The organism is Brevundimonas sp. (assembly GCF_030682035.1).
In the GTDB taxonomy this organism is placed as follows: domain Bacteria; phylum Pseudomonadota; class Alphaproteobacteria; order Caulobacterales; family Caulobacteraceae; genus Brevundimonas.
In genome coordinates this window covers 28,811-47,218 of the sequence record NZ_JAUXQZ010000003.1, presented here as the reverse complement: position 1 = coordinate 47,218, position 18,408 = coordinate 28,811, and the positions used below count along the sequence as shown (strand labels likewise).

The window sequence follows — 18,408 nt, the reverse complement described above, 5'->3', positions numbered from 1 at the left end:
CATGACGCGCCCCCCCGGGAATCAGAAATGGCAGACGCGGCTGCCCGCCTCGACAAGGAAAACCCGCTCGGCGTCGATGGCTTCGAATTCGTGGAGTTCACCGGCCCCGATCCCGCCGCCATGGTCGCCCGTCTGGAGCTGATGGGCTTCACCCAGACACACGTGAACCCGGCCAATGACGCGGTGCGGCTGAAGCAGGGCGACATCACCCTGCTGGTCCACCGCTCGCCCAAGGGTCAGGCCGGCGAGTTCGCGACCGAGCACGGCCCGTCCGCCAACGGCATGGCCTTCCGGGTCGCCGATGCGAAGGCCGCGTACGACGGCGCCGTGTCGCGCGGCGCCCGCCCGGCCGAAGGCCACGACGGCGGCGCCCTGGGGGGCGGCTACCCGTATGTCCTGCAGGGCATCGGCGGATCGCTGCTGTATCTCGTCGACCAGTATGGCGACGCCGGCTCGCTCTATGACGGCTGGGACGAGATCGAGGGCTGGGAAGAAGCCGAGCGCAAGAACTCGGTGGGCCTCTATCTGCTCGACCACCTGACCCACAACGTCCGGCGCGGCCAGATGCGCACATGGTCCGGCTTCTACGGCGACGTCTTCGCCTTCGAGGAGCAAAAGTACTTCAACATCAAGGGCAAGGCGACCGGCCTGCTGTCCCAGGCCATGATCGCGCCCGACCGCGCCATCCGCATCCCCCTGAACGAAAGCCAGGACGAGAACTCCCAGATCGAGGAGTTCCTCAAGCGCTACAACGGCGAGGGCATCCAGCATATCGCCCTGGCGACCGACGACATCTTCGAGACGGTGGAAGAGCTGAAGCGTCGCGGGATCCCCTTCCAGGATACGATCGAGACCTATTTCGACCTGATCGACAAACGCCTCCCGGGCCACGGCCACGACGTCGCCCGCATGCGTCTGAACCGCATCCTGATCGACGGCTCGGACGAGGACGGCCTGCTGCTGCAGATATTCACCCAGGACACCTTCGGTCCCATCTTCTTCGAGATCATCCAGCGCAAGGGCAATCAGGCGTTCGGCGAGGGCAATTTCCAGGCCCTGTTCGACTCCATCGAGCTGGACCAGATCCGGCGCGGCGTCATCAAGGTGGATGCCTAAGCCCCCGTCGTGGCTGCCCTGGCTCGGCCCCCTGCTCGCGGCGGGGGTCGGGGCGGCGGTCGGCGAATACGGCCTCGGCGGCGGCTTCTGGACGGTGCTGATCGCCGCCTTGGTCTGCGGGTTCGCGCCGATCGTGGGGTATCGGGTGTGGAAGTGGCGGTTTCAGCGGCGGGGGTAGGTGGCAGTGGATCGCGAACGTTCGATCTGCCAGATTGACGTTATGTCGCCGTTTCAAAGAGCCGTCTCGAATAAGCCTCCAGAAGGCTGGTCATTCACCGTTACGGAAGTCACGGCGGGAATGTATCGGGTCCGGGGCATCGGGCCCGATGGGTTGGCGATTGAGCGACATGGAGCCGACGACGGCAGTCTTCTGGATCAGTTGATTGAAGATGCCGCAAAACTGGCTCGGTGAACGCCCGGAGTGCGACTAATGAAAATCCCGTGACCCCGGCAACACCCGCACGTCCCGCGGATGTCGCCCCCGCGCCGGCGAATGGCCTGATCCCGGCGCGTTGTCGGACGTCAGTTCCCCCAGCATCGGGGTCCAGTCCTCCAGATGATCCACCACCAGATGGGTCACCCCCTCGGCCGTCTGCACCTTGCCCCGCGCCAGCACCATGCGCGCGCCCATGGCGACCGGCCGGAACCGCTCGAACACGTCGGGCCACAGCACCAGATTGGCCACGCCGGTCTCGTCCTCAATGGTCATGAAGCAGACCCCCTTGGCCGTGCCGGGCCTCTGCCGGACCAGCACCACCCCGCCCACGGCGACGGTTCGACCGTTGGGCCGCCCCGGATAGTCCCGCGCCGTCACCGCCCCCGCCCGCGCCAGCCGTTCGCGCAGGAAGGCGACCGGATGGCCCTTCAGCGACAGGCGGATGGTCTGGTAGTCGCCGACCACCTCCTCGGACGGAGCCAGAACCGGCAGGGCCTCGGGCGGGCGGCCGTCGGCCTCGTTCAGCCCCATGGCTTCGAACAGCGGCGCTGTTGACGCCGGGGGGGCGCCCTTGACCGCCCACAGCCCCTGCCGGCGTGTCAGGTCCAGCGAGCCGAAGGCGTCCGCCTCGGCCAGCCGGTCCAGCGCCGATGGCGGCAGCGTCGCTCTCAGCCTGAGGTCTTCCAGGTCGGCGAAGGGCGCCGTCTTGCGCACCGCCTCGATCCGCAAGGCCCAGTCCTTCTTGAAGCCGTCGATCGACCGCATGCCCAGCCGCAGGGCGCAGGGTTCGCCCGGACGGGGCTCCAGCGAGGCGTCCCATCCGCTCTGGTTCACATCCGGATGCCTGACCTCGGCTCCGTGCTCAACGGCGTCCCGCACCAGCTGCGCCGGCGCGTAGAAACCCATCGGCTGGCTGTTGAGCAGGGCGGCGGTGAACACCTCCGGATACCAGCGCTTCATCCACGCCGAGATGTAGACCAGCAGGGCGAACGAACAGGCGTGGCTTTCCGGGAAGCCGTACTCCCCGAACCCCTTGATCTGATCGAAACAGCTGCGGGCGAAATCGGGATCGTAGCCGCGCGCGATCATCCGGCCGGTAAACCGTTCCTCGTGCTCGCCGATGGTGCCCATGTGCCGGAAGGTGGCCATGGCCCGTCTCAGGCTGTTGGCCTCGGCGGGCGAATATTTCGCCGCCTCCATGGCGATCCGCATCGCCTGTTCCTGGAACAGCGGCACGCCCAGGGTCTTGTGCAACACGCGCCTCAGTTCGTCCCTGTCGCCGTGATCGGGGTGGGGATGGGGGAAGTCGATCACATGGGGGCGGTCCAGTCTCTCCGCCTCTCGCCGTTCCGCCCGTCGTTTCAGGTAGGGATGCACCATCCCGCCCTGGATCGGGCCCGGCCGCACGATCGCCACCTCCACCACCAGGTCGTAGAAGGTGCGCGGCCGGAGCCGCGGCAGCATCGACATCTGGGCCCGGCTCTCGACCTGAAAGACCCCGAGGGAGTCTGCCTTGCACAGCATGTCATAGACCTCCGGATCCTCCGCCGGGACCGTATGCAGTTCGAACCGGCGCCCATAGTGGTCCGCGATCAGGTCGAAGCCGCGCCTCAGCGCGGTCAGCATGCCCAGCGCCAGCACATCGACCTTCATTAGCCGCAGGAAATCGATGTCGTCCTTGTCCCATTCGATGAAGGTCCGGTCCGGCATGGCGGCGTTGCCGATCGGCACGATCTCCAGCAGCGGCGTCTGGCTCAGCACATAGCCGCCGACATGCTGGCTGAGATGCCGCGGGAATTTGATCAGTTCGGACGTCAGCTCCAGCGCCAGCCGCATCCGCGCGTCGTCGCGGCTCAGCCCGGTCCTGTCGACATGCTCGTTCTTCACGCTGTCGCCCCAGGAGCCCCAGACCGTGTCGGCCATCCGCGCCGTCACGTCCTCGGTCAGCCCCAGAGCCTTGCCCACGTCCCGGATCGCCGAACGGGGCCGGTAGTGGATGATCGTCGCCACGATCGCCGCCCGGTCGCGCCCATAGCGGCGATAGACGTACTGCATCACCTCCTCGCGCCGTTCATGCTCGAAATCGACATCGATATCCGGCGGCTCGTCCCGGTCGGCCGACATGAAGCGTTCGATCAGCACGTCCTGCTCGGCGGGATTCACACTGGTCACGCCGAGGCAGAAACAGACCACCGAGTTCGCCGCCGAGCCCCGCCCCTGACACAGGATCGGCTTGTCCTGTGATCGCGCCCAATGGACGATGTCGTGCACGGTCAGGAAATAGTTTGGGTATTTCAGAAGCTTGATGAGCTTCAGCTCCTTGACGATGGTCCTGACGATGCGGGCGCTCACCCCTTCGGGCCATTTCTCCCGCGCGCCCTTGAAGGTCAGCCGGATCAGCTGGCGCTGCGCCGACCAGCCCGACGGCACCGGTTCGTCCGGATACCTGTATTCGAGTTCCCGCAGCGAAAACCCGCAGGCCCGCGCCACCGCCATCGTCCGCGTCAGCGCCGCCTCATGCCCCCGGAACAGCCGGGCCATCTGCGCCGGCGGTTTCAGATGGCGTTCGGCGTTGGCCTGCAGCCGCCGTCCCGCCTTGTCGATGGTCGTCCCCTCGCGGATACAGGTCAGAACGTCCTGCAGCATCCGCCGGTCGGGGTGGTGGTACAGCACCGCATTGGTCGCGATCATCGGCGCCCCCGTACGATGCGCCATCGCCGCCAGCCGGTTCAGCCGCTTGCGGTCGTCGCCGCGCCACAGGGGCGCCGCCGCCAGATACAGGTCGTCGGGCCAGGCGCGACGCCACGCTGACAACCGGGCCTCGAATGCGGCGTCGGGCTTTTCCGGCGCGGGGGCGAGGGCGATCATGCCTTCGCCCAGACCGATCGCCTGTTCAAACGTCAGCCGCGTCTCGGCCTTCTCGATACGCTCAGCATTCGGATCGGCCCCGGCTTGCGGCACAGCCTCGCTCTTGCCCAGCGACAGCAGTCGGCACAGCCGGCCATAGGCGGCGCGGTCGCGGGGGAAGACGATCAACTCGCTCCCGTCGATGAAGCCCAGCCGCGACCCCACGACCAGCGGAAGATCGACATCCTCCGCCCCCATGAGCGCCCGCACCATCCCGGCCAGGGTGTTTCGGTCGGCCACGCCGACGGCGGCCAGGCCGAGGGCCTTGGCCTGATGCATCAGTTCGCCCGGATGCGACGCCCCCTCCAGAAAGCTGAAGTTCGTCATCGCCCCCAGCTCGGCGTACCGGCCGTCCCAACCGGTCACGGCAGCACCCCGTGCATCCACCATGAGGGCGCACGCTCCTGAACGTCGCCGGAATATTCCCGTCCATACAACCCCTCGCGAAACAGCCAGTAACGGCCGCCCGTCTCGTCCTCGACGCGATAATAGTCTCGGGTGCGGACCTGCCGGTCGTCGGGGCGGGGTCGCCACCATTCGGGCGACAGCCGCTCGGGACCATCGGCGCGGGTCACCCGCCGCGACAGCCTGCGCCAGGTGAAACGAGCCGGCGCCCCGTCTGGAAGTTCGGCGATGGCCTCCACCGGCTCCGGCGGATCGAGCAGCAGGATGGGGCGACGGGCATCCGCTTCTGGCAGTGACAACGGTTGCCCCAGCGCCGGCCGCCACCGCTCGGCCCGTTCCGGAATCCAGCTATCCACCGGTTCGGGCGTCAGCACGCAGTCCTCGCCCAGCCGCGCGGTCAGGCGGTCGATCAGGGCGGCCAGGCTCTCGGCCTGTTTCGCCTCGGCCTCGCTTTCCAGCGTCCCCTGCCGCGCCGTCATCGCCTCAACGGCGTCGGCGGTCAGCATCATGGCGTCCAGACCGAACCCCAGCTCCAGCCGCCCAAGCCCGGCCTCGCGGAACAGACGCAGCCAGATGCCCGCGTCGCGTCCGGGCCGGGCCATGCGCACCGACAGGCTGGTGGTCCCGCCGTCCGAGCGGAAGCCGGTCAGGGTCAGGGCCTTGGCCCCCTGTCCGTCGCGGAGCAGCGGCGCGGACAGGTCGGCGGTCAGCTCCGTCAGCCGCGCCTCCACCCCCTCGATATCCTCGACCGGCTCCATCCAGGTCCGCCAGGCGCGGTATTTCGGCGGCGGCCGTACTGGCGTCAGGGCCTCGCCCGCAAACCCCAGCGCCTGATCCAGCCGTTGGACCAGACCGACCCCCGCCCCGTCCCGGAACCGTCGCGCCAACCCGGCGCGGGGCATGGGATAGAGGTCGCCGATCCGCTTCAGCCCGAACCGCCGCGCCTGCGTCAGCGTACGGTCGTCGATGCGCAGGGCCTCGACCGGCAGGGGCGCCAGCAGGCCGCGCGCCGTCTTTTCATCCGCGATGGGCGGATGGCCTTCCCTCCCGCCCCAACGGGCCAGAGCCCAGACCGCGCCGACGGTGGGGGCCATGGCGACGCGCGCCGGCGCCCCGGCCTCGGCCAACCGCTCCCGGATCTGCGCCAGCAGGGCCGCTTCCCCGCCAAACAGATGGGCCGCGCCGGTGACGTCGAGAAACAGCCCCTCCAGCCCCTCCGACGCCGGATCGACGCTCACCGATGGCGACCAGCGCTCAGCCCAGACCGCCAGCGCCGTCAGAGCCCGGGCATCGGCCTCAATATCTGCGGGCTTGCAGATCAGGTGCGGGATCATGGCCCGGGCGTCGGCCTGGATCTGGCCCCGGCGCAGACCGACCCGGCGCGCGGCCGGATTGAGGGCGTGCAGGACCGCCGCGCCCCGGCTGTTCTTAAGGATCAGGGCGAACGGGTTCTGTGGATCAAGGGCGGGGTCAGGCGGCGAGGCCGGACGGCGCGCCCGCATGGCCGATCGCCGCCAGACCGTCACCGGCCAGTCGATCAGCCAGACGGAGACGATGCGTCTCATCATCCTGCTCCAGCATCCAGGCCCCGGGCCGCTCGCCCCGGCCGCGGACCAGTTCGGCGATCAGCCGGGCCGGACCGGGCGCCCGAGGATCGTCGGGATCCGTCGCGCTTTCGCAGGTCGAGATGCGCCAGCGCCGCCGCGCCGCGCTGAGCCCATCCAGTCGTCGTGGCAGCACCAGCGCCACGCACTCGCCTTGTTTCGCCGCGAAATACAGCCGCCGCGTCTGGGCCAGGGTCGTCCCGTCCACCGCGCCCAGCGCCAGGGATACAGCCCCTGACCGCAAGGCCTGCTCCAACGTCCACAATGCCTCGGCCGCCGTCGTGACCGGAGCCAGAATCGGGGAGACTCCCGACAGGCCGGGACCGTAGGGCCGGCCCTGTTCGCTGAGCCACGCCCGGGTCGCGGTCACCAGCACGGGCCGCGCGTCTCCTTCCAGCCGACGTGACAGGGCGAACAGCAACAGGGCCGCCATGTCGCGCGGCTCGGACGCGCACGCCTCTTCCAGCGGCGAGGGCCGCTCGGGCCAAGGGTCAGAAGAGGGAGGGGGAGCGGGGTTCATGAAAGTCCGGATATCAGATTGTTCACTCTTTGTTCCAAATCATCCGGGAGTCAAACCTGAACCAGAACGTTACGTCTTTGTGTCTGAATGGCCCGGCTGATGCAGCGAACCCTTCATGGGATCCCTTCGCTCCATATCGAGACGCTCGCTCGCCATGACCTGTCGACCCATATCCGAAGCCGACTTTCCAGCCCTCCAGGCTTTGCACCGCCATGTGGGCTGGCCCGAGAGGTCGCTGGCCGGCTGGCGATGGCTGCACGCCAATCCGGCGCGGGTCCGCGCGGGCGCGCCCGCGGGGTGGGTCGTCGACGGCCCGGATGGCCAACCGGCGGGACATGTCGGCAATCTGATCCAGCGATATTGGCTGAACGATCAGCCGCTGAATGGCGCGACGGGTTTCTCGATCATCGTGACCCCGCCGGTTCGCGGGGCCAGCGGAGAGATGCTCGGCGCCTTCGCCAGCCAACCGGGCATGTTCGCCGCCTGGGTCTTCAACGCGAATCGCAAATCCCAGCCCCTGTACGCCCGTCACGGCATGGATCCCTGGCCCGAGCCGACCCACGCGCTGAAACTGAGCTGGATTATCAATCCCGTGACTCTGGCCTGCGGCCGGTTTTACCGGGCGGCCCATCGGCTGGCGCCCGACATCGTGTCGCGCTGGGGCGAGCGACTGCTGAACAACCGTCTGTCCGAAAAGCCCCGCCTGGCCTTGCCGCCGGGGGTATCGGTGCTGAGCGATTTTCGGGATCAATCGAGATATGCGGAATTCTGGGCGGCCCTGCGCGCCGAAGGCCGCCTGCTGGCCGACCGGAGTCCCGAGGTCCTCCGCTGGCGGCTGGCCGACCCGGACCTGACCGATCCCCCGCTGGTGCTCGCCTTCAACCGGGGGCGCGAGATCACCGGCTACGCCACGGCCATGGTGGCCAAGTCCAACATACTGGAGCCGCCGGTTCTGGAGATCCTGGACCTTGAGGCCCTGGCTGGCGAGGCAGAGGCCATTCCGGCCCTGATGAAAGCCCTGAGGGGCGCCGTGGGACAGATGGGCGCGGCCAAGCTGCGCCTCCAGATGGTCAGCCCTCATATGCTGGAAAGACTGGGCGACCACGTCCGGGGCACGCGGCGCGAGGGCGGCTGGGGACATTGCCATGTGCGGTTCGCGCCGGGCGGTCCCGATCCGACGCTGTGGTCGCCGACCCCCTACGACGGCGACTACGCCATGTGCCTGAGGCCTGTGCCGGCCAGAGCCAGCGCAACCTTCCGCGCCGGCGGAGTGTCACATGGCGGCGGCCGGGCGTGAAAAAGTTTGCCGCGCGAGATGAAGTCCTTGAACCCGGCGGCCATCCCCATGGGGGCGTCAGGCGTCCCCGGCGTTCAGCCGCTCTCGCAGTTCCTTGCCGCTCTTGAAGAAGGGCACCGCCTTGGCCGGCACATCGACCGTCTCGCCGGTCCGGGGATTGCGGCCCGCCCGCGCCGGACGACCCCGCACTGAAAAGGCCCCGAAGCCGCGCAGCTCGACACGACCGCCGTCGCCGAGCGAATCCACCATCCGGCCCAGGACGATATTGACCACCCGCTCGACCTCGGCGTGGGTCAGGTGAGTGTTCTCGGCTGCGAGCTTCTCGATCAGCTCGGATTTTATCATCAGCAGGCCCCCGTCCAGTTGCGCGCTTCCCCAGGACGCATACGGGTGCATCCGAGCGCAGGATGCAACCCCACCCTAGCCTTCACCTGCCGGGGGAAAAAGGCCCCGTGACGGATTCAGCGCCGAAATGTCGGTTAATGAGGGCAAGCGGGGGGAATACCGTCAATGCGGTACGGGCCTGGGCCACGAAAAAGGCGGCCGGATTGCTCCGGCCGCCTGTCCATTTCGACGGATGAAGGAAACTAGTCCTTCGACGCCGCCTTCTCACGCATGGCCGCGCCCAGGATGTCGCCCAGCGAAGCGCCCGAGTCGGACGAGCCGAACTGTTCGATCGCCGCGGTTTCGTCCTTCATTTCCAGGGCCTTGATCGACACCGAGACACGGCGCGAGGCCTTGTCGATGCCGGTGACCATGGCGTCGACGCGGTCGCCAACCGAATAGCGCTCGGTGCGCTGGTCGTTGCGGTCGCGCGACAGGTCGGACTTGCGGATGAAGGCGGTCGCCGGCGCGTCGTCTTCACCGAACTTGACCTCGATGCCGCCGGTTTCGATCGACGTCACGGTGACGGTGACCTGCTGGCCCTTCTTGAAGGTGTCGCCTTCGATGGGATCGCCACCCAGCTGCTTGATGCCCAGCGAGACGCGTTCCTTCTCGACATCGACGTCGAGAACCTTGGCCTTGACCGTTTCGCCCTTGCGGTAGCGCTGGATGGCTTCCTCGCCCGAGACGTTCCAGTCCAGGTCCGACAGATGGACCATGCCGTCGATGTCATTGTCCAGGCCGATAAACAGGCCAAACTCGGTGGCGTTCTTGACCTCGCCCTCGACCGTCGCGCCGATCGGATTGGCGGCGACGAAGGCGTCCCACGGATTGTCCTGGGCCTGTTTGAGGCCGAGCGAGATGCGGCGCTTGGAGGCGTCGACATCCAGCACGACCACGTCGACTTCCTGCGAGGTCGAGACGATCTTGCCAGGGTGAACGTTCTTCTTGGTCCAGCTCATTTCCGAGACGTGGACCAGACCTTCAACGCCGGCTTCCAGCTCAACAAACGCGCCGTAGTCGGTGATGTTGGTGATGCGGCCGGTCATCTTGGCGCCGACCGGATATTTGGCTTCAACGCCGTCCCACGGATCGGTCTGCAGCTGCTTCATGCCGAGGCTGATGCGCTGGGTGTCCGGGTTGATCTTGACGATCTGGACCTTGACGGTGTCGCCGACCGCGAGGACTTGCGAGGGGTGCGAGACGCGCTTCCAGCTCATGTCGGTGACATGCAGCAGGCCGTCGATGCCACCCAGATCCACGAACGCGCCGTAGTCGGTGATGTTCTTGACCACGCCTTCGCGGACTTCGCCTTCCAGCAGCTGGCCGACCAGTTCGGTGCGCTGTTCGGCGCGGGCTTCTTCCAGAATGGCGCGACGCGAGACGACGATGTTGCCCCGCGGACGGTCCATTTTCAGAATGGCGAAGGGCTGTTCCTTGCCCATCAGCGGGCCGACGTCGCGCACGGGGCGGATGTCGACCTGCGAGCCCGGCAGGAAGGCCGAAGCGCCGCCCAGATCGACGGTGAAGCCGCCCTTGACGCGGCCGACAATGGCGCCGTTGACCGGCTGGCCTTCGGCGAACACGACTTCCAGACGGGTCCAGGCTTCTTCGCGACGCGCCTTGTCGCGGCTGATGACGGCTTCACCCAGGGCGTTTTCGACGCGCTCGAGGTAGACTTCGACATTATCGCCGAGCTTGGGGATCACGGCGCCTTCGCCGATGCCGAACTCGCGGGCCGGGATGCGGCCTTCGGTCTTCAGACCGACGTCGATGATCAGGATGTCTTTCTCGATGCCGACGACGCGGCCGTGAACGACCTGGCCTTCGCCGAGGTCACGGCCCTGAAGGGTTTCGTCGAGCAGCGCGGCGAAGTCGTCGCGCGAGGGGGAGAAGCTTTGGGTGTCAGTCATGCAGTTGTTGGGTTTCTAACGGTTATGGCGCGCGACCGAAGGGCCCCGCGCGAGGTGAGTGAAACGTGAGATCAGGTCGTCGGGATGCGAGGCGAATGAGCCAGAACGCCCGCGGAAGCCGAGGATGACGCGCTGGATTTGCCTTGGGGCCCCTAAAGACCGTGCCGGACACGCGCCGCCTCGACGATACGGCGGGCCGCATCGAAGGCGGTCTCTATATCCATATCGGTCGTATCCAGCAAGACGGCGTCGTCGGCCTGCACCATCGGAGCCGCGCCCCGGCCCGCATCGCGCTCGTCGCGGCGGACAATGTCGGCCAGCATCTCTTCATAGGCGATGGCGTCGCCGCGGCCGGCCAACTGCTTCCAGCGGCGCAGAGCGCGGACCTCAGGCGTCGCCGTCACGAACAGCTTGGCCGGGGCGTCCGGGGCGATGACGGTGCCGATGTCGCGCCCGTCCAGCACCGCCCCGCCGGGCTGGGCGGCGAAGGCGCGCTGGAAATCCAGCAGGGCGGCCCGCACGCCCGGATAGCCCGCGACCCGGCTGGCCGCCTCGCCGGCGTCGCCACTGGTCAGGCGCTCGGTGTCGCTGAGGTTTTCGGCCTTCAAGGCGCGCGCCACGGCTTCGGCGGCAGCTTCGTCGTCCAGCGATCCACCCGCGTCCAGCACACCCAATCCCACGGCGCGGTAGAGCAGCCCGGTGTCGAGGAACGGCAGGCCAAAGGTCCGCGCCAGCCGGGCGGCGATGGTGCCCTTGCCCGAGGCGGCGGGTCCGTCGACGGCGATGATGAAGGACGTCACGCGGCGGGTTTCTCTGCGGCCGCTTCCGGTGTGTCGAGGTGTTCTGCGGAGATAGTGGGAGACATCACGCGGCGGACTTGACCGTTACTGGCGTAAGCTTGAGCCCAAGTCCGCTGATGACCTTCAGAAGCGTCGGCCAGGTTGGCGGCGGCGTAGCCGGCATATCCCTCGTCAGGCCAGCCGCTTCGGCCACGGCCACGAGCCCCTTGGCTCGCGCGATGACGACCAAAGCATCAGCGATCTCGATGGGTTCGTTCGAGTCCAGCGCGTCCTGAAGGAAGGCCTCAACGGCCTCATCGCAATCGAGATAGTCTGCTGCGTCTAACGGAAAGGTCTTCAGGGGCATCAAACATCCTCCGCAAGTTCACGGGCGCGGACGATATCACGCTTCTGGCTCGACTTGTCGCCTCCGCTTAGCAGAATGACGACCGTTGTGCCTCGTTGAACGAAGTAGAGGCGGTAGCCGGGGCCATGATCGATCCGCACCTCGCTCACCCCTGAGCCGACGGGTTTGACGTCGCCGAAAGAGCCGCGCGACATACGATTGAGGCGGCGGCCGATGATGGCGCGAGCACGTATGTCGCGTAGACCGTCCATCCAATCTGTGAACGCCTGTGTGCGGCGGACTTCGATCATCGCTCACCCCATGCGATCTCTGCCCCCAGCCCGCGCATCAGCTCCACGAACCCCGGAAAGCTTGTGGCAATCATCCCCGGCTCGTCCACGGTGACCGCCTCCACCGCCGCCAGACCCAGCACCAGATGGCTCATGGCGATGCGGTGATCGCCGTGGGTGGGCACGGCCGCCCCGCCACGGACCGACCCGCCGAAGACGGTGAAACCCGTCGGCTCTTCCTCGACCCGGACGCCGCAAGATGTCAGCCCCATCGCCATCAGGGCGATGCGGTCGCTCTCCTTGACCCGCATCTCGCCGATGCCCCGCATCACCGTGGCCCCGTCGGCGAAGGCGGCGGTGGCGGCCAGCACCGGATATTCGTCGATCATCGAAGCGGCGCGGTCCGGCGGAACGATCACACCCTTCAGCTTCGAATGCCGGGCGGAGACGTCGCCGATCTCCTCGCCCCCGGCCATGCGGCGGTTCGAAACGGTCAGGTCCGCCCCCATCTCGCGCCATGTCTCGAACAGGCCGGTGCGCAGCGGGTTCAGCATCACGCCCTGGACCGTGACCTCGGACCCCGGGACGATCAGCCCCGCTGCCAGCGGAAAGGCGGCGGAGGACGGGTCGCCGGGCACGGCCACGGCGGTTCCCGTCAGCGTCTGGCCGCCCTTGAGGCTGACGCGCCAGCCGCCGTCGATCGGCAGGACGCCGACCTCGACGCCGAAGGCCCTCAGCATGCGTTCGGTGTGGTCGCGGCTGGGCTCGGCCTCCGCCACCGTCGTGACGCCGTCTGCATTGATCCCGGCCAGCAGGATCGCCGACTTGATCTGGGCCGAGGCGACGGTCTGGACATAGTCGATGGCCGACAGGTCGCCGCCGGCGACCGCGACCGGCAACCGGTCCTCGACGCCCTGCCAGTCGAACCGGGCGCCCATGTCAGCCAGAGGCCCGGTCACCCGCTTCATCGGCCGCTTCCTGAGCGAAGCGTCGCCGTCGAAGGTCACGGTGATCGGATACCCCGCCGCCGCTCCCATCAGCAGCCGCACGCCGGTGCCGGCGTTGCCGCAGTCGATGGTCCCGGCCGGCTGCTGGAACCCGCCTTGACCGGTCACCCGCCAGCGGCCCTCGCCCAGTCGTTCGACCGTCGCCCCGAAGGCCTCGACCGCGCGGGCCGTGGCGAGGATGTCGTCGCCCTCCAGCAGGCCCTCGATATCCGTGACGCCGGTCGCCATGGCCCCAAGGATAAGGGCGCGGTGGGAGATCGACTTGTCGCCCGGAGCCCGCATCCGACCGGCCAGCGCGGGGCTGCGGCGGGCGGTCAGATGGGCGGGAATCGACACCCGGCGGTCTCCGGAAAGGCTCAGCGAGCCCAGAGTTCGAGGGCGCGCGCGGAGATGGCTTTTGACAGCGGCGTCAGGGGGTGGCAAGGGAGCCGCCCCATTTCCCCACTCCCGCCAAAGGTCTTCAACCGTGGCCAAACCCGAACTGGGCCAGAAGCAGGTCTGCCCGAACTGCCAGGCCAAATTCTACGACCTGGGCCGTCGCCCCGCCCACTGCCCCAAATGCGCGACCGACTTCGATCCTGAGGAGGCGCTGAAGCTGCGCAACCGCCGCGGCCGTCCGGCCAGCTATGCCGCCGACGACGCCGATGAGGATCAGGTCAAGGACAAGAAGGCCGACGGCGACGAGGACGAGGAAGAAGAAGCGGTCGCGACGCCCGAGATCGATCAGGAAGGCCACGAGCCCATCCTGACCCCGGACGACGACGACGACGCCCCCGTCGACCCGACCGAAGAGTCCGGCATGGGCGAGGCGACCGAGGACGACGACGTCCTGGCCGACGACGACGACGATTCCGTCCCCTTCATCGAGGACGAGGACGACGATGGCTTCGAGGACGAAATCATCACGCCCAAGGAAGACGAATAGGCGGATTTTTCGACCCGACGCCTCCATCCAGAGCGCGTCGGGTCGAGAAGTCGGAGCCTTCTGATCGCGCTCAAAATAAATCCCTGAACCGGGCTTGATCGCGATCAGGGCCTGACATAGGTTCCGCCGCCTCGCCGCAGGGCCTCCCGGCCCCCACGTGATCCGACCGACAGGCCACACGCCTGAGGTTCGGGGCTTTAGCTCAGCTGGTAGAGCGCTTGCATGGCATGCAAGAGGTCAGCGGTTCGACTCCGCTAAGCTCCACCATCGAAGGCCCCGCGGGAAACCGCGGGGCCTTCGTCCCATCCGGCTCCCGTTGATCTCTCCGCAATCCCGCCCCATCTAGGGTGCTGGCCGACGCCTCGCCGATCACGGGGGGCGCAGACGGTCCAAGGCCTGCTTCGGGGGCGAGAGACGATGACGACGCGCACCATCCTGTTCGACAGCCCGTTCCTGCTGGGCTTCGACCACACGCGGGCCCTGATCGACCGGGCCGCCCGCGCCGCGGCGGACAGCTATCCGCCTTATAACGTCGAACAGCGGGGCGAGCATTCGGTGCGCATCTCCCTGGCCGTCGCCGGCTTTGGCCCCGATGATTTGGTGATCACCCTGGAAGGCCGCCAGCTGACCATCGCCGGCAAGCGCGAGCCGATTCCCGACCAGGCCGATCAGGCCTTTCTGCATCGCGGCATCGCCGGGCGTGGGTTCGTGCGCAGCTTCGTCCTCGCCGATGGGCTGGACGTCGATGCAGCCCAACTCGAGCACGGACTGTTGCACGTCGATATGAGCCGACCGGAAGACCTGCCCGCGGTCCGGCGAATTCCCATCACGGCAGGCTGATCGGCTGTTTCGGTCCCAGCCTTCGGGGCCGGACCCCAAAGCCCGTTCCGGGCGTTAGCTCAGTACAAGGAAGCGGTCTCGATGACGCCCACCACGATCATGACCAAGGAAGACTTCAGGGGGCTGGGCGCGCCGGACCTGGTCTATGTGCGCGAGATCCGCGCCTCTGATGTGCTGGCCGATGTCGCCGTGACGGCCGCGAAGGGCCTGTCGATCGATCCCGAAGCCACCCTGTACGCCGTCCATGGCGCGGACGGCGAGCGTCTGGCCGTGATGATGGACCGCGAAGCCGCCTTCGCCGCCGCGGTGGCCCATGAGCTGGAGCCGGTCTCGGTTCACTAGCCGCCCTGTACGATCCTGCCCGACGGGAGATGGTTCATCACGAAGGGCACAAAGGATCCACGAAGAACACGAAGAGTCTTCGAAGATGGCGGGGCCAGCCCTCGGTGCGGGGGAGACACCCTGATCGACGCCGAGGCGTCGATGGGTGAATGCGGCGTACGCCGCGATCATGCGACCAGCAGAAGAAGCCGCCGACAGGGACACATCTCCGGTCCCGTCGTGTCCTTTGTGAATTCTTTGTGCCCTTTGTGATGAACCATCCGGCGGTCGCCGCCAGAGGTCTCTGATCAGGCAGCTGTGGCCGGGAGGCTGTCGCGCACGAACAGGGCGCGGATCGCGTCGGCGGTGCGGGCCTGACGCAGCTGTTCGCGCATCTCCGGCGAGCGCAGGGCCCGCGAAATCGCGGCCAGGGCGCGCAGATGCTCGGCGCCGTCTCGCGGCGGAGCGAACAGGGCGAACAGCAGGTCCACGGGGCGGTCGTCGACCGCGCCATAGGCGACCGGAGTTTCAAGCCGGACGAACACCGCCGTTACCCGGGCGATACCCTCGAGCCGGGCGTGCGGGACCGCAACGCCCGAGCCGAGGCCGGTCGAGCCCAAGGCCTCGCGCTCGAGCAAGGCCTCCATGATGCGGCTTTCCGGCATACCAAGGGCCTGCGCGGCGGCTTCAGCCACTGTGTGCAAGGCCTGACGCTTTGACGAGGCGCCGCTGCGCAGGACGACGCCGCCGTCCGCCAGCAATTCACCAATGTCCATGAGGAGTTCCCGACTCTGCCCATACATCCCGAATGGGCGGGGGCCCTTTAGACCACCCGCCTCGATTGGGGAAGACTATACGCCGCTACCGTTTACCGAACCGTGTCCGTTGATCGACTTCACCGTTCGCTCGGGATCGATCCAGCCGATATTGCCGTCCGGGCGGCGATAGACCACCGAAAGACCGCCGTGGGCAGCGTTCCTGAACAGCACGACCGGATAGCCGGTCATATCCAGTTCAAGCACCGCCCGGCCGACGGTCAGGGTTCGAATCTCGTGCTCGGTCTCGGCGATAACCATGCCCACCGGCGGCGCTTCGTCGAGGGCCCCGGCGTCACCGAAAGCCTCGTCGTCGACGCTGTCGGGATCGCGCAGCACCATGCTGGAAGCCAATTCGCGGGCCGCGTTCTCGGTCTTCTCGGGCGAGAGGCCGCGCGGGCCGGCATGGTGGTTCTTGAGCCGGCGCTTGTAACGCCGGACCCGTTTTTCGAGCTTCTCGAGCGAGTCGGAGAAGGCGCCGTGAGCGTCGCCGCCCAGGCCGCTGGTGACGATAGCCTCCCCGGACGCGAGGCGAACCCAGCAGTCCACCTTGAAGCCATGGCCGTCCTTGGACACCACGACTTCAGCGTCCTGCGCCCCTCGTTCGAAATATTTGCCGATCCCGTCTTCGAGTTCTTGGGAGATGCGCGAGCCTAACGCGTCGCCGACATCCACGTGCTTACCGCTGACTTGGATTTGCATGGCAATAGAACGCGACCGAATGGGAATGGTGTCAACGTCGATCACCGAAATGTGGTGAAGGTTACCCTGCCCGTTCTCCCTCCCCTTCATGGGGAGGGTGGTCGCGCAGCGACCGGGTGGGGAATGGGAAGCCGGGCGCCGCCTGTTCGGGACTGGCGTTCCCCACCCGGGCTCCGCTGCGCTTCGCCGTCCCTCCCCACTTCGGGGGAGGGAGACCTCAAACGCCTAACCCGTCTTCAGCATCCGCTTGCGCTCGACCGACGAGGGGATTCGCAACGCCTCGCGGTATTTGGCGACGGTGCGCCGGGCGATGTCGATGCCCGTCTCCTTGAGGATCTCCACGATCCGGTCGTCACTGAGCACGTCGCCGTCGCGGCCCTCGCCGTCGATCATGGCCTTGATCCGGTGACGGACGGCCTCGGCCGAATGGGTCGCGCCGCCGTCCGAGGACTGAATCGCGGCTGTGAAGAAGAATTTCAGCTCGAACACGCCGCGCGGGGTCGAGACGTATTTGTTCGAGGTCACGCGGCTGACAGTCGATTCATGCATGCCGATGGCGTCGGCCACGGTCTTCAGATTCAGCGGCCGCAGGAACTCGACCCCGAAGGCCAGAAAGGCGTCCTGCTGACGCACGATCTCGGACGAGACCTTCAGGATGGTCCTGGCGCGCTGATCCAGCGACTTGACGAGCCAACTGGCCTGGGCGGCGCAGTCGGCGACGAAGGTCTTTTCAACCGCCGAGCGGGAACCCGCCGCCACCACCCCGTGATAGCGCTTGTCCATGATCAGCCGGGGCAGGGTGTCGGTGTTCAACTCCACCTTCCAGCCGCCGGCGGGATCGGCGCGCACATGCACGTCGGGGATGACGGTCTGGGCTGGTTCTCCGCCGAAGCCCGCGCCGGGCCGGGGCGTCAGGGCCTTCAGCTCGGCGATCATCTCGGCCATGTCCTCGCTGTCGACGCCACAAGCCCTCCTCAGCCCGGACAGGTCGCGTTTGGCCAGCAGGTCGAGATTGTCGAGCAGACAGGCCATGGCCGGATCGAACCGGTTGCGCTCGACCAGTTGCAGCTTCAGGCATTCCGGCACCGAGCGGGCCATGACGCCCGTCGGCTCAAACCCGTGACAGACCGCCAGCACCGCCTCGACCCGCTCGAGGGCGATGCCCAGCCGGTCGGCGATCTCGGTCAGTTCGCCGCGCAGATAACCGCCCTCGTCCACGCCGTCGATCAGGGTCAGGGCTATGGCGTGGTCGGAGGATGAAAGGCCCGCCTGCGAGGCCTGGGCCTGCAGGTGTTCCCACAGGGTCGCCTCGCGGCTGTCGGGCTGTTCGCGCCCCTCGCCGTCCGGCAGGCCGCCGCCCGAGCCGGCGCGGGACCAGTCGGTGAGACCGGGCTGGGCCTCGCCCACGCCGACATCCTCCATCCGGTCCGAGGTGCGCTCACCGGGGCTGGCGTCGCCGTAGACGTCGTCGGAACGGGCGTCGAGCGTCCGGTCTGCTTCCTGCACCCTGCCCTCGTCAAAGGTCATCTCAGCGGCGTCATGGCTCTCGGCCGCCGCCGGGGCGTCGGCCTCGCCGCCGGGCTCGCCGTCCTCGCGCTGCAACAGCGGATTGCGCTCCAGCTCGGCCTCGACAAAGGCGTCCAGCTCGATGTTCGACAGTTGCAGCAGCTTGATCGCCTGCTGCAGCTGGGGCGTGATGACCAGCCCCTGGCCCTGCCGTATCTCCAGCCTCTGTCCGAGCAACGTATTTCCCCCGCAAATCATTACCGGGGCGCGTGGCCCGAAACTTGCTGCGGCCACC

At 67.6% G+C, this 18,408-nt stretch carries 18 protein-coding genes and 1 tRNA gene; 7 read left to right on the top strand and 12 right to left on the bottom strand.

From position 1 onward, the window contains the following. Positions 1–27 precede the first annotated feature (27 nt). Both hppD and Q8K49_RS01240 read left to right on the top strand, forming a co-directional pair. Positions 28–1,116, top strand: a complete 1,089-nt coding sequence (gene hppD, locus Q8K49_RS01245; protein ID WP_305303607.1) for a 4-hydroxyphenylpyruvate dioxygenase — start codon at positions 28–30, stop codon at positions 1,114–1,116. Next, a complete protein-coding gene (locus Q8K49_RS01240) occupies positions 1,109–1,294 on the top strand; it encodes a hypothetical protein (RefSeq protein ID WP_305303606.1) in 186 nt (61 codons plus the stop codon). Before hppD ends, Q8K49_RS01240 begins: the two co-directional genes overlap by 8 nt. A gap of 249 nt (positions 1,295–1,543) precedes the next feature. On the opposite strand, the gene Q8K49_RS01235 is transcribed toward Q8K49_RS01240, so the two are convergent. Genes Q8K49_RS01235 through Q8K49_RS01225 form a run of 3 tightly spaced genes read right to left on the bottom strand, consistent with a single transcriptional unit; the run spans position 1,544 to position 6,901 of the window. Next, positions 1,544–4,849: an error-prone DNA polymerase gene (locus tag Q8K49_RS01235; protein WP_305303605.1), complete on the bottom strand. Its 3,306-nt coding sequence runs from the start codon at positions 4,847–4,849 to the stop codon at positions 1,544–1,546. After that, complete coding sequence (locus Q8K49_RS01230; protein WP_305303604.1) at positions 4,822–6,432, bottom strand: DNA polymerase Y family protein; 1,611 nt, start codon at positions 6,430–6,432, stop codon at positions 4,822–4,824. Before Q8K49_RS01230 ends, Q8K49_RS01235 begins: the two co-directional genes overlap by 28 nt. Further along, the gene (locus tag Q8K49_RS01225) at positions 6,335–6,901 is read right to left on the bottom strand and encodes a hypothetical protein (RefSeq protein ID WP_305303603.1); all 567 of its coding nucleotides are present in this window, start codon (positions 6,899–6,901) and stop codon (positions 6,335–6,337) included. Before Q8K49_RS01225 ends, Q8K49_RS01230 begins: the two co-directional genes overlap by 98 nt. Positions 6,902–7,142: 241 nt before the next feature. On the opposite strand from Q8K49_RS01225, the gene Q8K49_RS01220 reads away from it, so the two are divergent. Continuing rightward, the gene (locus tag Q8K49_RS01220; RefSeq protein ID WP_305303602.1) at positions 7,143–8,285 is read left to right on the top strand and encodes a GNAT family N-acetyltransferase; all 1,143 of its coding nucleotides are present in this window, start codon (positions 7,143–7,145) and stop codon (positions 8,283–8,285) included. Positions 8,286–8,342: 57 nt separating this feature from the next. On the opposite strand, the gene Q8K49_RS01215 is transcribed toward Q8K49_RS01220, so the two are convergent. From Q8K49_RS01215 to aroA, 6 genes are all read right to left on the bottom strand, one after another. Further along, positions 8,343–8,630, bottom strand: a complete 288-nt coding sequence (locus tag Q8K49_RS01215; protein ID WP_292026284.1) for an integration host factor subunit beta — start codon at positions 8,628–8,630, stop codon at positions 8,343–8,345. Positions 8,631–8,872: 242 nt separating this feature from the next. Beyond that, entirely contained in the window at positions 8,873–10,582 is a 1,710-nt protein-coding gene (rpsA, locus tag Q8K49_RS01210; RefSeq protein ID WP_305303601.1) for a 30S ribosomal protein S1, read from the bottom strand. A gap of 152 nt (positions 10,583–10,734) precedes the next feature. Next, positions 10,735–11,382 carry a (d)CMP kinase gene (gene cmk / locus Q8K49_RS01205; RefSeq protein ID WP_305303600.1) on the bottom strand — a complete coding sequence of 216 codons (648 nt, stop codon included), beginning with the start codon at positions 11,380–11,382 and terminating at the stop codon, positions 10,735–10,737. Between the two features lie 64 nt (positions 11,383–11,446). Beyond that, positions 11,447–11,728, bottom strand: a complete 282-nt coding sequence (locus Q8K49_RS01200) for an addiction module antidote protein (protein ID WP_305303599.1) — start codon at positions 11,726–11,728, stop codon at positions 11,447–11,449. Next, positions 11,728–12,018 (bottom strand): type II toxin-antitoxin system RelE/ParE family toxin, encoded by a 291-nt coding sequence (locus Q8K49_RS01195; RefSeq protein WP_305303598.1) that lies wholly within the window; start codon positions 12,016–12,018, stop codon positions 11,728–11,730. Before Q8K49_RS01195 ends, Q8K49_RS01200 begins: the two co-directional genes overlap by 1 nt. After that, complete coding sequence (aroA, locus tag Q8K49_RS01190; RefSeq protein WP_305303710.1) at positions 12,015–13,334, bottom strand: 3-phosphoshikimate 1-carboxyvinyltransferase; 1,320 nt, start codon at positions 13,332–13,334, stop codon at positions 12,015–12,017. Before aroA ends, Q8K49_RS01195 begins: the two co-directional genes overlap by 4 nt. A 136-nt stretch (positions 13,335–13,470) precedes the next feature. Here aroA and Q8K49_RS01185 point away from each other — a divergent pair, with 136 nt between their 5' ends. The 4 genes from Q8K49_RS01185 to Q8K49_RS01170 all read left to right on the top strand — a co-directional run bounded on the left by Q8K49_RS01185 (position 13,471) and on the right by Q8K49_RS01170 (position 15,111). After that, positions 13,471–13,929, top strand: coding sequence for a TIGR02300 family protein (locus Q8K49_RS01185; RefSeq protein WP_305303597.1), 459 nt, complete (start codon positions 13,471–13,473; stop codon positions 13,927–13,929). Positions 13,930–14,120: 191 nt separating this feature from the next. Further along, positions 14,121–14,196, top strand: a tRNA-Ala gene (locus tag Q8K49_RS01180). Positions 14,197–14,346: 150 nt separating this feature from the next. After that, on the top strand, positions 14,347–14,769 hold the full coding sequence (locus Q8K49_RS01175) for an Hsp20 family protein (protein ID WP_305303596.1): 423 nt from the start codon (positions 14,347–14,349) through the stop codon (positions 14,767–14,769). Positions 14,770–14,850: 81 nt separating this feature from the next. Next, positions 14,851–15,111: a DUF1150 family protein gene (locus tag Q8K49_RS01170; protein WP_305303595.1), complete on the top strand. Its 261-nt coding sequence runs from the start codon at positions 14,851–14,853 to the stop codon at positions 15,109–15,111. Between the two features lie 287 nt (positions 15,112–15,398). Here Q8K49_RS01170 and ptsN read toward each other — a convergent pair whose 3' ends face one another. The 3 genes from ptsN to rpoN form a co-directional block, all read right to left on the bottom strand. Further along, positions 15,399–15,866 carry a PTS IIA-like nitrogen regulatory protein PtsN gene (ptsN, locus tag Q8K49_RS01165; RefSeq protein ID WP_305303594.1) on the bottom strand — a complete coding sequence of 156 codons (468 nt, stop codon included), beginning with the start codon at positions 15,864–15,866 and terminating at the stop codon, positions 15,399–15,401. Positions 15,867–15,941: 75 nt separating this feature from the next. Next, on the bottom strand, positions 15,942–16,607 hold the full coding sequence (gene hpf / locus Q8K49_RS01160; protein ID WP_305303709.1) for a ribosome hibernation-promoting factor, HPF/YfiA family: 666 nt from the start codon (positions 16,605–16,607) through the stop codon (positions 15,942–15,944). Positions 16,608–16,832: 225 nt separating this feature from the next. Continuing rightward, positions 16,833–18,371, bottom strand: coding sequence for an RNA polymerase factor sigma-54 (gene rpoN / locus Q8K49_RS01155; RefSeq protein WP_305303593.1), 1,539 nt, complete (start codon positions 18,369–18,371; stop codon positions 16,833–16,835). Positions 18,372–18,408: the final 37 nt, after the last annotated feature.

Excerpts from the sequence above, each read along its gene's own strand:
- hppD (WP_305303607.1), top strand. The coding sequence starts at position 28 with ATGGCAGACGCGGCTGCCCGCCTCGACAAGGAAAACCCGCTCGGCGTC.
- Q8K49_RS01225 (WP_305303603.1), bottom strand. The coding sequence starts at position 6,901 with ATGGCGGCCCTGTTGCTGTTCGCCCTGTCACGTCGGCTGGAAGGAGAC.
- Q8K49_RS01170 (WP_305303595.1), top strand. The coding sequence starts at position 14,851 with ATGACGCCCACCACGATCATGACCAAGGAAGACTTCAGGGGGCTGGGC.
- rpoN (WP_305303593.1), bottom strand. The coding sequence starts at position 18,371 with ATGATTTGCGGGGGAAATACGTTGCTCGGACAGAGGCTGGAGATACGG.
- Q8K49_RS01215 (WP_292026284.1), bottom strand. The coding sequence starts at position 8,630 with ATGATAAAATCCGAGCTGATCGAGAAGCTCGCAGCCGAGAACACTCAC.
- Q8K49_RS01200 (WP_305303599.1), bottom strand. The coding sequence starts at position 11,728 with ATGCCCCTGAAGACCTTTCCGTTAGACGCAGCAGACTATCTCGATTGC.
- ptsN (WP_305303594.1), bottom strand. The coding sequence starts at position 15,866 with ATGGACATTGGTGAATTGCTGGCGGACGGCGGCGTCGTCCTGCGCAGC.
- rpsA (WP_305303601.1), bottom strand. The coding sequence starts at position 10,582 with ATGACTGACACCCAAAGCTTCTCCCCCTCGCGCGACGACTTCGCCGCG.
- Q8K49_RS01230 (WP_305303604.1), bottom strand. The coding sequence starts at position 6,432 with ATGATGAGACGCATCGTCTCCGTCTGGCTGATCGACTGGCCGGTGACG.
- Q8K49_RS01175 (WP_305303596.1), top strand. The coding sequence starts at position 14,347 with ATGACGACGCGCACCATCCTGTTCGACAGCCCGTTCCTGCTGGGCTTC.
- hpf (WP_305303709.1), bottom strand. The coding sequence starts at position 16,607 with ATGCAAATCCAAGTCAGCGGTAAGCACGTGGATGTCGGCGACGCGTTA.
- Q8K49_RS01195 (WP_305303598.1), bottom strand. The coding sequence starts at position 12,018 with ATGATCGAAGTCCGCCGCACACAGGCGTTCACAGATTGGATGGACGGT.
- Q8K49_RS01240 (WP_305303606.1), top strand. The coding sequence starts at position 1,109 with ATGCCTAAGCCCCCGTCGTGGCTGCCCTGGCTCGGCCCCCTGCTCGCG.
- Q8K49_RS01235 (WP_305303605.1), bottom strand. The coding sequence starts at position 4,849 with ATGGTGGATGCACGGGGTGCTGCCGTGACCGGTTGGGACGGCCGGTAC.
- Q8K49_RS01220 (WP_305303602.1), top strand. The coding sequence starts at position 7,143 with ATGACCTGTCGACCCATATCCGAAGCCGACTTTCCAGCCCTCCAGGCT.